Below are 12,450 nucleotides of genomic sequence, written 5' to 3' on the forward strand. Positions count from 1 at the left end.
AAAGGGCGAGGGGCGGGCCGCTACTCGACCGTCACGGACTTCGCGAGGTTACGGGGCTTGTCGATGTCCCGGCCCAGCGCCAGCGCCGTGTGGTAAGCGAGCAGCTGGAGCGGGATGCCCAGCAGGATCGGGTCCAGCTCCGTCTCGTTCTTCGGTACGACGATGGTGTGGTCGGCCTTCTCCTGCGGCTGGTGCGCCACCGCCAGGATCGGGCCGCTGCGGGCCTTGATCTCCTCCAGTGCCGCCCGGTTCTTCTCCAGCAGATCGTCGTCGGGGACGATCGCGACCGTCGGCAGCGCGGGTTCGATGAGGGCGAGCGGGCCGTGCTTCAGCTCCGAGGCCGGATACGCCTCGGCGTGGATGTACGAGATCTCCTTCAGCTTCAGCGAGGCCTCCAGCGCCACCGGATAGCCCCGCACCCTGCCGATGAACATCATGGAACTGACCTGCGCGTACTGCGCCGCCAGCTTGGCGATGTCGTCCTCCGTCGCCAGGATCTCGGCGATCTGGGCGGGCAGCCTGCGCAGCCCGTCGATGATCCGTTTGCCGTCCGCGACCGACAGATCACGGATCCGGCCCAGATGCAGCGCGAGCAGCGCGAACGAGACCACGGTGTTGGTGAAGCACTTGGTGGAGACGACACAGACCTCCGGGCCCGCGTGCACGTACACCCCGCCGTCGGTCTCCCGGGCGATCGCCGAGCCCACGACATTCACCACGCCCAGTACGCGCGCGCCCTTGCGCTTCAGCTCCTGCACCGCGGCGAGCACGTCGTACGTCTCGCCCGACTGGGACACCGCGACATAGAGGGTGTCGGGATCCACGACCGGATTGCGGTAGCGGAACTCGGAGGCGGGCTCGGCGTCCGCCGGGATCCTGGCCAGCTCCTCGATCAGCTGCGCGCCGATGAGCCCGGCGTGGTACGAGGTGCCACAGCCGAGGATCTTGATCCGGCGCACCCCGCGCGCCTCCCGGGCGTCCAGATTGAGACCGCCGAGATGCACGGTGGAGAAGCGGTCGTCGATCCGGCCGCGCAGCACCCGGTCCACGGAGTCGACCTGCTCCGAGATCTCCTTGTGCATATAGGTGTCGTGGCCACCCATGTCGTACGACTCGGCCTCCCACTCCACGGTGGTCGGCGTCGCCGAGGTGCGCGAGCCCTCGGTGGTGTACGTACGGAAGTCGTCGGCCTTGAGGGTGGCCATCTCGCCGTCGTCCAGCGTCACGACCTGGCGGGTGTGGGAGACCAGCGCGGCCACGTCGGAGGCGACGAACATCTCTTTCTCGCCGATGCCCAGGACGACCGGCGAGCCGTTGCGGGCGACGACGATACGGTCCGCGAAATCGGCGTGCAGAACGGCGATGCCGTACGTGCCCTCGATCAGCTGGAGCACCTGGCGGACCTTCTCCTCCAGGGTCGGGGCCTGGGAGCGGGCGATGAGATGGGTCACCACCTCGGTGTCCGTCTCGGACTGGAACACCACACCGTCGGCCTCCAGCTTGACCCGCAGCTCCGAGGCGTTGTCGATGATGCCGTTGTGGACGAGGGCGACCTTGCCCTCCGGGTCCATGTGCGGGTGCGCGTTCTCGTCGCTCGGGGCGCCATGGGTGGCCCAGCGGGTGTGCGCGATCCCAGTGGTGCCGGAGAAGCGCTTGGGTACGCGGGCCTCCAGCTCGCGGACCCGGCCCTTGGCCTTGACCATCTTCAGCGCGGCCGGCCTGCCCGCGGCCGGCTTGCCGGTGATGACCAGCCCGGCCGAGTCGTACCCCCGGTATTCCAGCCGCTGCAAGCCCTCCAGCAGCAGCGGTGCCACATCACGCTTTCCGATGTATCCGACGATTCCGCACATACGGTTTTGCCCCTCCTGAGTCGCACTGTCCTGGATCGCGCCGACCGATCACGGTGCTTCGTACGGTCAGCCGTAGACGATGCGGCGCAACTGCCGCAGCGAGAGCGCCGGGGGCGCCACCGCCCGATGCGGCAGTTCGGCCGCGATCCGCTCGAAGATCTCCGCGTTCGTGGATCCACCGGACTGCATCTCCCGGTGACGGCGGCGGACGAACTCCTCGGTCGTCTCGTCGAAGTACGCCAGCACGTCGAGCACCACCCGGGCGGCCTCACCACGCTGGAGCGCGGTGCTGCGGACCAGATGGTCGATGAGGTCGTCGTACGACGAGCGGCGTTCGAGCACGTGTTGATATTGAGGGTGATCAAGGAGTTTTGCAAGAATCCTGCCCGGAATCGGGCAGGAATCGCTGAGAATGTGGGCCAAAAGAGGGAACGCGAAGATAAGGGGCGGAGAAGATAAGGGGCGGAGAAACGGAGCGGCGATACAGGCGGCGATACAGAGCGGCGATACCCGGCGGCGATACGGAGCCGAGGACCGCGGCGGAGGATCAGAGCCGCTTGAGGATGGCCTGCTTCGCCGTGCTGAACTCCTCTGCGGTGAGAATCCCCGCCTGGTGCAGCTCGCCCAGCTCCCTCAGCCGGCGCAGCAGGGCGTCATGGTCGTCGCCGCTCGCCGCCGCCGTGTCCGCCGTGTCCGTGGTGCTCGCCGCGCTCTTGATGAGGCCCGGCGCCGCAGCCGGGGCGGCGGTGAGCCCGGCGGACGCGGCGCGCGGATGGGGCAGCCGGGCCACCACCGCCGCGCCGACCAGAGCCATCAGCGGGTCCTTCCTGAACCCGTACAGATCCACCGCGTGCGGGTCGTACTTCGGCGGGGTGGACACGGGCGCCCTGCTGGTGAGGAAGCGCAGATAGCCGTTCTCCAGACCGGCGCTCGGCAGCCACTCCACCGCCTCCACCTCGCTGAGCGCGAGGGTGCGGGGGCCGCCGGAGGACTTGGACTCCTCCGTCTTCCAGTTCCACTCCAGCCGGATCCGCTCCCCGTCGAAAGTGATGCTCGCGTCGCCCGCGCTCACGGTGATCGGCAGAGCCGGGCTCGGCAGCAGATAGCGGTCGACGGGACCGGGCTCCACCTGTTCGACCACCAGGGCGTTCCGTACCTCGTCGACGAAGTACTCGGCGACCCCCGAGCGGTCCTTGTCGACCGTCAGCAGATAGGGGTAGGAGCTGTCGCCCAGCCGGCCGCCGGTGATCTGGAGCAGCGGGTCCGCGCCCTCCCGCAGGCGCAGCCGCAGCCGCCCCGACCTGCGCCCGGCCTCGAAGGAAATCCCCGCCAACGCGCCCAGGGGCACGGCGACTTCACCGAGAGCCTTGCGGAGCAGGCTCACGCCCTTGTCCTTGCCGGGCACGATACGGACCGTGTCCCCGTCGAAGGTCCACGTGCCGTCCTTCTGGATGATTTCCGCCATGCGGGGATTCTTCCATCAGGTGGGCGGAAATTGGTCTACACCTTGACCGCCGGTGGGATGTGCGGGTCCCATGGACAGGCTCCAGGCACCGCAGGTGAGTACCCCGTCGCCCCGTCGAAGGGACAATCTTGTGAGACAGCACAGCACGTTTGCCCGTCTGTTCGGTTCGCTGCTGCTCGTCGTGGCGGCCGGTATCTCCAGCATCGGAGCCGCGCCGGAGCGCGGCGCTCCGGGTCCCGTCCATGAGCCCGCCGCGCGCCCCCTCGATCAGATCGTGCCCGCTCCCGCCCAGATCAGCGCGGGCGGGGCCGCGTACACCCTCACCGCGCGCAGCCGGATCCAGGTGGAGGGCCGGTCGCACGAGGACGCCCGCGAGGCCCGCCGGATCGGCTCGTATCTGGCCGGTCTGCTGCGGCCCTCGACCGGTTACGCGCTGCCCGTCACCGACCGCCGCGGCGAGGGCGGCATCCGGCTGCGGCTCGTCGGCTCCGACGACCGGGCCGCGGGCCGGGACCGGGAGCTGGGCGAGGAGGGCTATCGCCTGGAGTCCGGCCGCGGCGGTGTCACCATCACCGCTCAGGAGCCCGCCGGGCTCTTCCACGGCGTCCAGACCCTGCGCCAGCTGCTGCCGGCCTCGGTGGAGAAGCGGACCGCCCAGCGCGGCTCCTGGACGGTCGCGGGCGGCACCGTCACCGACACCCCGCGCTACGCCTACCGGGGCGCGATGCTCGATGTCTCACGGCATTTCATGACGCCCGATCAGGTCAGGCTCTATATCGACCAGTTGGCGCTCTACAAGATCAACAAACTGCATCTGCATCTCTCCGACGACCAGGGCTGGCGGATCGCCATCGACTCCTGGCCGCGCCTGGCCACCTACGGCGGCTCCACCCAGGTCGGCGGCGGTCCCGGCGGCTACTACACCAAGGCCCAGTACCGGGAGCTGGTGAGCTATGCGGCCTCCCGTCATCTGGAGGTGATCCCGGAGATCGACATGCCGGGCCACACCAACGCCGCGCTCGCCTCGTACGCCGAGCTGAACTGCGACGGCGTCGCGCCCCCGCTCTACACCGGCACGTCGGTCGGCTTCAGCTCGCTGTGCGCGCCCAAGGAGGTGACGTACGACTTCGTGGACGACGTGATCCGCGAACTGGCCGCCCTCACGCCCGGGAAGTATCTCCACATCGGCGGCGACGAGGCCCACTCCACCAGCCACGCCGACTATGTGACCTTCATGGAGCGGACCCAGGCCGTCGTCAGCAAGTACGGGAAGACCGTTGTCGGCTGGCATCAGCTGACCGGCGCCACCCCGGTGAAGGGGGCCGTCGCCCAGTACTGGGGGTACGACGCCACGAGCGCCGCCGAGCGCGCGCAGGTCGCGGCGGCGGCCCAGAAGGGCACCCGGCTGATCCTCTCTCCGGCGGACCGGGTGTACCTCGACATGAAGTACGACAGGACCACCGTGCTGGGCCAGTCCTGGGCCGGTTACACGGAGGTGGACCGCTCGTACGACTGGAACCCGGCCACCTATCTCGCCGACGCGGGCGTGCCCGAGGACGCGGTGCTCGGTGTCGAGGCGCCGCTCTGGACCGAGACCCTCGCGACGAGCGACCAGCTGGAGTCCATGGCCTTCCCACGGCTGCCCGGTATCGCCGAGCTGGGCTGGTCGCCGGCCGCCACGCACGACTGGGACACGTACAAGGTCCGGCTGGCGGCGCAGGGGCCACGTATGACGGCGCTCGGGATCGACTACTACCGCTCGCCGCTGGTGAACTGGCCGGCCGGTCAATAAGCCGCCGGAGCGGGAAAGGAGCGGGCGCCGGGGTTCTGCCACACCCCGGCGCCCGCCCGTCCGCGGGCCGCTACGACGCGTACCGCGCTAGCGGGTTCGTCAGCGTCCCGACGAGCTGGAGCGCGCCCGCCGGATCCTGGAGGTCGACCATCTGTGTGTTGTCGCGCAGCTGGAGCCGGTTGAGGCAGGACAGCGCGAACTCGCCGGTGAACAGGTCGTACTGGCGGAATGTGTCGGCGAGCCGGGGCACGGACTCCTGGTAGCCCCGGACGCACTCGGCGACGGTCCGCCAGAACGTCTCCTCGTCCAGCACCCCGTCGGAGACGAGCGACGCGTTCAGGAAGCGGAAGAAGCAGTCGAAGACATCGGTGAAGACCGACAGCGCCTTCATGTCCTCCGGCACCTCGGCGCGAACGCGCTCGACCGCGGGGGGCAGCACCGCGTCCGGGTCCATCACCGCGATCTCCTCGGCGATGTCCTTGAAGATCGCCCGCTGGACGGTGCCGTCCTCGATGACGAGGATGACGTTCTCGCCGTGCGGCATGAACACCAGGTCGTACGCGTAGAAGGAGTGCAGCACCGGCACCAGATACGCGTCCAGATAGCGGCGCAGCCAGTCGGCGGGCGCGCGCCCCGACTCGGCGATCAGCGCGCCCGCGGAGGACGCGCCGTCCCGGTCGGTGTGCAGCAGCGACGCCATGGTGGCCAGCCGCTCCCGGCCCCGGAGCGAGGGAACCGGGCTCTCCCGCCAGAGCGCGGCCAGCATCTTCAGATACGGGGAGCCCTTCGCGGTGGCGGCCTCGTACTGGCGGTGGTGGTAGCCGATGGCGGCCCGCTCCCGGATGATCGAGAACCGCGCGGCCCGCAGCGTGTCGTCGCCCTCGATCAGCCGCGCCAGCCAGTCGTTGATGGCGGGCGTGGCCTCCATGTACGCGGCGGACAGCCCGCGCGTGAAGCCCATGTTGAGGACCGACAGCGCGGTCTTGACGTAGTGCCTGGCCGGATCGCTCGTATTGAAGAAGGTACGGATCGACTGCTGGGCCAGATAGCTGTCGTCGCCCTCGCCGACGCAGACCAGATGGCGCCGCGCCACCTCGGCGGCGAAGGTGACGGACAGTTTGTTCCACCACTGCCAGGGGTGTACCGGGATCAGGAAGTAGCCCTCGGGGTCGAGTCCCTGGCCGCGCAGCACGCCGTCGAACCGCTCCCGCGTCTGCGGCGCCAGCTCCCGCCGTATCAGCGAGGAGTAGTCGAGCCCGGCGCCCGCCGTGAAGGTGGCGCGGTCACGGCGGGCCGCGAGCCAGATCAGCCGGACCGGGCTGGCGGTCTCGGGTGCGTACGCGCGGTACTCGTCCACCCCGAAGCCGAGCCGGCCGTTGTTGGCGACGAAACAGGGATGGCCCTCGGTCATGCCCGTCTCGATCTCCTGGAACCCGGCGCGGGCCAGCTCGGCGGAGGTGACGGGCTTCTTGGTGAGTTTGTACGCCGTACCGGCGAGCGTGGCGGAGATCTCCTCCAGATAGACCGGCAGGACCGCGGCGGAGAGACCCAGGGCCTCGCGCAGCTCGATGAAGAACTCCAGGGCGTCCAAGGGCAGTTCGGTGGCGCCACGGTGGCGCCGGATGGACTCGGCGGGGATCTGCCAGTGGTCGAGCGCGAAGCGGCGCGCGGTGAAGCGGTACTCCGTCGCGCCGTCGTCCGAGCGGACGCGGTAGCGGTCGTCGCCCAGCGCCTCGGGGGTCAGGAGGCGTTCGTGGGAGAACTCCGCCAGCCCTTTGCGGATGAGCAGCCGGCCCGCCCGCTCCCAGAGCGCGGGGGTCAGATGGGAGACGCTGTCAGTGACGTTCATGGCGGGCTCCTTGTGCCGCGCGGAACATCTCGCGCGTACAGATGCTGAGGTAGGCGTCCTTCTCCGGCTTCGCGAGCCTCGCCACGATCCGGAAGCCGACGGCCTCGTTGAGGGCGTGCACGGCGGTGTTGCGTACATCGGGCTCGACCACCACGCGCCGTACCGACGGATCGTCGAGGAGCAGCTCCATCACGGTCGTGATCACGGCGCGGGTGAAGCCGTGCAGCTGTCGCGCTCCGTCGCCCGGCGCGACCAGGAAGTGCATCCCGATGTCGCCGGGCGCGGCGTCGTACAGCCCTTTCAGCTCCACCTCGGCGGGGTCGTACCGCTCGATCAGAAAGGCCGGGACCCCCTCGTGCAGCCCGATGAAGGCGTCATGGTGCGCGGCGGCCGCGATCGCCATGTACGCGCGCTCCACATCCGGGAGTGAGGCGTCCCCCATCAGCCAGTAGGCGGCTTTGGGGTGGGTGACCCAGCCGTGCAGCAGCCCGGCGTCGGTGAACGGGTCGACGGGCCGCACCTCGAAGCGGCCGAGTCGCTCGTCGGTGCGCGCGTACACGATGTCCGTGGTCCGCTCGCTCATATGACGGTGCCTTCCGGGGCGGAGAACTCCTGGAACGCGATGGCCTTCTCGACCGGGTAGTACGCGCGCCCCAGCAGCTCGCCGATGATGTACGCGTTGCGGTACGGGCCCATGCCCAGGTCGGGCGAGGTGATGCTGTGCGTGTGCACGCCCGCGTTCTGGAGGAAGATCCCGCGCCCGGTGATGTCGACGCTGTAGTTGCGGGCGACATCGAAGCGGCCGTGGCCGTCCCGACGGATCCGGTCGTCCACCGGCTCCAGGAAGCCGGGAGTGACGTACCGGTAGCCGGTGGCGAGGACCAGGCCCTGGGTCGCGAGCGAGAAGTCCCGCTCCTGCTCCTCCTGGCGCAGCCCCAGGGTGTAGGTGCTGTTGGCGAAGGCGGCCGAGGTGAGGGCCGTGTTGGCGAGCAGCCTCGTCGGCACCGGGCCGTTCAGATTCTTCTGGTAGAGCAGATCGAAGATCGCGTCGATCAGATCCGAGTCGATGCCCTTGAACAGGCCCTTCTGGCCGGCCTCCAGCCGGTAGCGGGTGGCCTCGGGCAGCGCGTGGAAGTAGTCGATGTACTCCGGGGAGGTCATCTCCAGCGTGAGCTTGGTGTATTCGAGCGGGAAGAAGCGCGGTGACCGGGTGATCCAGTTGAGCTGGTAGCCGTGGACATCGATGTCGGAGAGCAGGTCGTAGTAGATCTCCGCCGCGCTCTGCCCGCTGCCGATGAGCGTGATGGACTCCTTGGCCTGGAGCGCCGCCTTCCCCTGCACATAGCGGGAGTTGTGCAGGAGCGGACGACGTACAGCTCGCTCTCGTCGTCGTAGGCGACCGAGGTCACCGTCCGGTCGAAGCGCACGCTGGTGAGCTTCGCGGCGGCCCAGCGGCAGTAGTCGTTGTACTCCGTCCGCAGCGGATAGAAGTTCTCGCGGATGTAGAACGAGTACAGTCGGCCGGATTCCTTCAGGTAGTTGAGGAAGGAGTACGGCGAGGTCGGGTCCGCCAGGGTGACCAGGTCGGAGAGGAACGGCGTCTGGAGATGGGCCCCTTCGAGGAACATCCCCGAGTGCCACTCGAAGTCCGGTTTCGACTCCAGGAAGACACCGTCGAGTTCGGCGATCGGCTCGGTCAGACAGGCGAGACCGAGGTTGAAGGGCCCGAGCCCGATGCCGATGAAGGCGTGCGAGGGGTGCGAGGGGTATGAGGAGGGTGAGGCGTGCGAGGAGTGCGAGGCGTGCGAGGAGTGCGGGGGCCGCGGGGCGTGCGGCTCACGAGGCGCGGACAAGGTTCTCTCCTCCCAGGTACTGCTCGGCGTGGCCGGCGATCAGGTCGAGTACGGCCGTGATGTCCCGTATCGAGGTCTCGGGGTTGAGCAGGGTGAACTTGAGGTACTGACGGCCGCCGACGCTCGTCCCGGCCACCACTGCCTCGCCGGAGGCGAACAGCGCCGTGCGGGCATGGAGATTGGCCCGGTCGATCGCCGAGGGACTGGTGATACGGGCGGGGACATAGCGGAAGACGAGCGTGGAGAGCCGCGGCTCCACGACGACGTCGTAGCGCGGGTCCGCGGCGAGCAGCCGCCAGCCCTCGGCCGCCAGCTCGCAGACCTCGTCGAAGAGCTGCCCGATCCCGTCCGCGCCCATGACACGCAGGGTCATCCACAGCTTGAGGGCGTCGAAACGGCGGGTGGTCTGGAGGGACTTGTCGACCTGGTTGGGGATGCGCTCCTCCACCGTCCTGCGCGGGTTGAGATAGTCCGCGTGGTAGGTGGCATGGCGCAGCGTCGCCCCGTCCCGTACCAGCACGGCCGAGGAACTCACGGGCTGGAAGAAGGACTTGTGGTAGTCGACGGTGACGGAGTCGGCGTGCTCGATCCCGTCGAGGAGCGGGCGGCGGGTGGCGGAGACCAGCAGCCCGCAGCCGTAGGCCGCGTCGACATGCAGCCAGGTGCCGTACTGCGCGCAGAGCGCGGCGATCTCGGGCAGCGGGTCGATGGAGCCGAAGTCGGTGGTGCCGGCGGTCGCGACGACGGCCATCGGGGTCAGACCCTCGGCGCGGCACCGCTCCAGCTCGGCGGCGAGGGCGACGGTCCGCATGCGCTTGTCGGGGTCGCAGGGTATGGACACGACGGCGTCGGGGCCGAGCCCGAGCAGGGTGGCCGACTTCCGCACGCTGAAGTGGCCGCACTCGGAGGCGAAGACGCGGAGTTTCGCCGGTGCGTCCGCCTTGGCCTCCTCGCGGGCGAGCAGCAGGGCCTGGAGGTTGGACTGCGTACCGCCGGAGGTGAAGACCCCGTCGGCGGACGCGCCGAGGCCGATGCGGCCCGCCGTCCAGTCGATCAGCCGGCGTTCGATCAGCGTGCCGCCCGCGCTCTGGTCCCAGGTGTCGAGCGAGGAGTTGACGGCGGAGAGCACGGTCTCGCCGAGCACCGCGGGGATGACGACCGGGCAGTTGAGATGGGCGAGATAGCGGGGGTGGTGGAAGTAGACGGCGTCCCTGAGATACACGTGCTCCAGCTCGTCGAGGGCGGCGGAGGCGTCTCCCAGGGGCCGGTCCAGATCGACGGCGGACACGACCGGGGCCAGTGCGTCCGGGGTGACTCCGGTGAACGGCCTTTTCGTCGCGGCGAGTCGGTCCGCCACCCGCTCGACTCCCTCGGTCACGGAGCGCCGGTAGCGCTCCGCTGTCACGTCATTGAGCAGATGCGCACGCATCAAGGTCCTCCCGGACATGTGAGGGTGGAAGTAAGGTTAGCCTAACCTAACTTCCGTTCCCTCGGGAGGTGGCCTCGGAGGCCGCCCCGGAGGCCGCCTAGGACGTCGCCCCGGAGGCCGCCTCCTCCCGCAACTGCTCCTCGCTCAGGCCTCGTCGCCAATAGCCGACGAAGGTGACGTGCCGACGGTCGATCCCCCTCTCGTGGACCAGATGGCGGCGCAGCGCCTTGACGGTCCCCGACTCCCCGGCGATCCAGGCGTACGGGGCGTCGCCGCGCGGCTCGGCGGCGCGTACGGCCTCCAGCGCGGTGGGCGTGCCCTCCTCCCGTACCAGCCAAGTGATCCTGGCGTCGGCGGCGGTGCGCAGCGGATGGCGGTCGCCGGAGTACGGCACATCGAGCCAGACGTCGGCCGCCAGCCCGGCCGGCAGCCACTCCAGAATCGCCGAAGCGGCGGGCAGGGCCGTCTCGTCGGCCCAGATCAGTACGGCGTCGGTGCCGGCTGGCGGTCGGAATCGTACGGCGGTGTTGTCCGCGACGGCCGGGCCGAGGATCAGCACCCGGTCGCCGGGCGAGGCGCGCTCCGCCCAGCGGCAGGCGGGGCCGCCGTCGGCGTGCAGCGCGAAGTCGATATCGGCCTCGTCCGGGTCGTGGCGCTGCTCCCGCAGGGTGTACGAGCGCATCACGGCCCGTATGCCGGCGGGCAGCGCCCGCCAGGCGGCCCACCAGCCGTCGCCCTCCTCGACCGGGACGACGGGCGTGCTCTGGCCCGGGTGCGGCAGGAAGAGCGAGAGGCTCTGGTCGCGGCCGCCCGCGGCGAAGCCGGCCAGGTCCTCGCCGCCGAAGGTGATACGGACCAGGGACGGGCCGAGTCGCCGTGTCCGCAGGACCTGGAGGGAGAAGAAACGGAACGGGGCGGTCTCAGCCGTCTTCATGGGCATCGGTCGGCCTTCTGTGCGCGGGATCCTGCGGACGGGCAAGCGAAAATAGGTTAGCCTAACCTCACTTGCCGCTCCGGGGATTCGGCCGGCCCGCGCACCGGCGCGGTCTCTCAGCCCGTCAGCCCCAGCTCCCGCGCGATCAGCATCCGCTGGACCTCGCTCGTCCCCTCACCGATCTCCAGGATCTTCGAATCCCGCCACATCCTGGCGACCGGATACTCGTTCATGAAGCCGTATCCGCCGTGGATCTGGGTGGCCTCACGGGCGTTGTCGACGGCGACCGTCGACGAATACAGCTTCGCCAGCGCGGCCTCCTTCTTGAACGGCTCGCCGTGCGTCAGCCGGGAGGCGGCGTCCCGCCAGCCGATCCGCGCCATGTGCGCGCGCATCTCCATGTCGGCGATCTTGAACTGGATGGCCTGGTTGGCGCCGATCGGCCGGCCGAACGCGTGCCGCTCGCGCGCGTACGTCACCGACTCGTCCACACACCCCTGGGCGAGTCCGGTCGCCAGCGCGGAGATCGCGATCCTGCCCTCGTCGAGGATGCGCAGGAACTGCGCGTACCCGCGGCCCTCCTCGCCGAGCAGATTGGCCAGCGGGACGCGGACGTCCGCGAAGGACAGCTCGCGGGTGTCCGACGCGTTCCAGCCGACTTTCGAGTAGGGGGCGGCGACCGTGAAACCGGGGGTGCCCGACGGCACGATGATCGAGGAGATCTCCGCACGGCCGTCGTCTTTGCGGCCGGTGACGGCGGTGACCGTGACCAGGCCCGTGATGTCCGTACCGGAGTTGGTGATGAAGCACTTGGTGCCATTGATCACCCACGAGTCGCCGTCGCGCACGGCGGTGGTGCGCGTGCCGCCCGCGTCCGAACCGCAGTCCGGTTCCGTCAGGCCGAACGCACCGAGCAGCTCGCCCGAGCACAGGCGGGGCAGCCACTCGCGCTTCTGCTCCTCCGTACCGAAACGGTGGATGGGCATGGCACCGAGCGAGACCCCGGCCTCCAGGGTGATCGCCACCGAGGAGTCGACGCGGGCCAGCTCCTCCAGGGCGATACCGAGCGCGAGATAGTCGCCGCCCATGCCGCCGTACTCCTCCGGGAACGGCAGCCCGAACAGCCCCATCCGGCCCATCTCACGGACGATCTCGTAGGGGAACTCATGCCGCTCGTAGAAGTCGCCGATCTTGGGCGCGACGACCTCGCGGGCGAACTCCTCGACGGTGCGGCGCAGTTCCTCGTGCTCGGCGGAGAGCCGGTGGTCCAGGGACATC

General features: G+C 69.6%; 9 protein-coding genes and 1 pseudogene. 1 reads left to right on the forward strand and 9 read right to left on the reverse strand.

Features of this window, described 5'->3' with window-relative positions:
• Positions 1-20: 20 nt before the first annotated feature.
• From glmS to ACIRQP_RS12795, 3 genes are all read right to left on the reverse strand, one after another.
• Positions 21-1,850 (reverse strand): glutamine--fructose-6-phosphate transaminase (isomerizing), encoded by a 1,830-nt coding sequence (glmS, locus tag ACIRQP_RS12785; protein WP_403887698.1) that lies wholly within the window; start codon positions 1,848-1,850, stop codon positions 21-23.
• 66 nt (positions 1,851-1,916) lie between these two features.
• The gene (locus ACIRQP_RS12790) at positions 1,917-2,192 is read right to left on the reverse strand and encodes a hypothetical protein (RefSeq protein ID WP_356508494.1); all 276 of its coding nucleotides are present in this window, start codon (positions 2,190-2,192) and stop codon (positions 1,917-1,919) included.
• A 205-nt stretch (positions 2,193-2,397) separates the two neighbouring features.
• Positions 2,398-3,315, reverse strand: coding sequence for a DUF4429 domain-containing protein (locus ACIRQP_RS12795; protein ID WP_403887701.1), 918 nt, complete (start codon positions 3,313-3,315; stop codon positions 2,398-2,400).
• Positions 3,316-3,445: 130 nt separating this feature from the next.
• On the opposite strand from ACIRQP_RS12795, the gene ACIRQP_RS12800 reads away from it, so the two are divergent.
• Positions 3,446-5,107: a beta-N-acetylhexosaminidase gene (locus ACIRQP_RS12800; RefSeq protein WP_403887704.1), complete on the forward strand. Its 1,662-nt coding sequence runs from the start codon at positions 3,446-3,448 to the stop codon at positions 5,105-5,107.
• A gap of 70 nt (positions 5,108-5,177) precedes the next feature.
• Here ACIRQP_RS12800 and ACIRQP_RS12805 read toward each other — a convergent pair whose 3' ends face one another.
• From ACIRQP_RS12805 to ACIRQP_RS12830, 6 genes and pseudogenes are all read right to left on the reverse strand, one after another.
• The gene (locus tag ACIRQP_RS12805; RefSeq protein ID WP_403887708.1) at positions 5,178-6,956 is read right to left on the reverse strand and encodes an IucA/IucC family protein; all 1,779 of its coding nucleotides are present in this window, start codon (positions 6,954-6,956) and stop codon (positions 5,178-5,180) included.
• Entirely contained in the window at positions 6,943-7,539 is a 597-nt protein-coding gene (locus ACIRQP_RS12810) for a GNAT family N-acetyltransferase (protein WP_403887711.1), read from the reverse strand. The genes ACIRQP_RS12805 and ACIRQP_RS12810 overlap by 14 nt, the downstream gene beginning before the upstream one ends.
• Positions 7,536-8,698 (reverse strand): annotated as a pseudogene (locus ACIRQP_RS12815) (lysine N(6)-hydroxylase/L-ornithine N(5)-oxygenase family protein). Before ACIRQP_RS12815 ends, ACIRQP_RS12810 begins: the two are co-directional and overlap by 4 nt.
• 94 nt (positions 8,699-8,792) lie before the next feature.
• Positions 8,793-10,238 (reverse strand): pyridoxal phosphate-dependent decarboxylase family protein, encoded by a 1,446-nt coding sequence (locus ACIRQP_RS12820; RefSeq protein WP_403887714.1) that lies wholly within the window; start codon positions 10,236-10,238, stop codon positions 8,793-8,795.
• A gap of 97 nt (positions 10,239-10,335) precedes the next feature.
• Complete coding sequence (locus ACIRQP_RS12825) at positions 10,336-11,172, reverse strand: siderophore-interacting protein (RefSeq protein WP_403887717.1); 837 nt, start codon at positions 11,170-11,172, stop codon at positions 10,336-10,338.
• Between the two features lie 116 nt (positions 11,173-11,288).
• Positions 11,289-12,449 (reverse strand): acyl-CoA dehydrogenase family protein, encoded by a 1,161-nt coding sequence (locus ACIRQP_RS12830; protein ID WP_403887720.1) that lies wholly within the window; start codon positions 12,447-12,449, stop codon positions 11,289-11,291.
• Position 12,450 lies beyond the last annotated feature (1 nt).

Origin of the sequence: Streptomyces sp. NPDC102274, from assembly GCF_044766385.1 — a bacterium.
Taxonomy (GTDB): domain Bacteria; phylum Actinomycetota; class Actinomycetes; order Streptomycetales; family Streptomycetaceae; genus Streptomyces.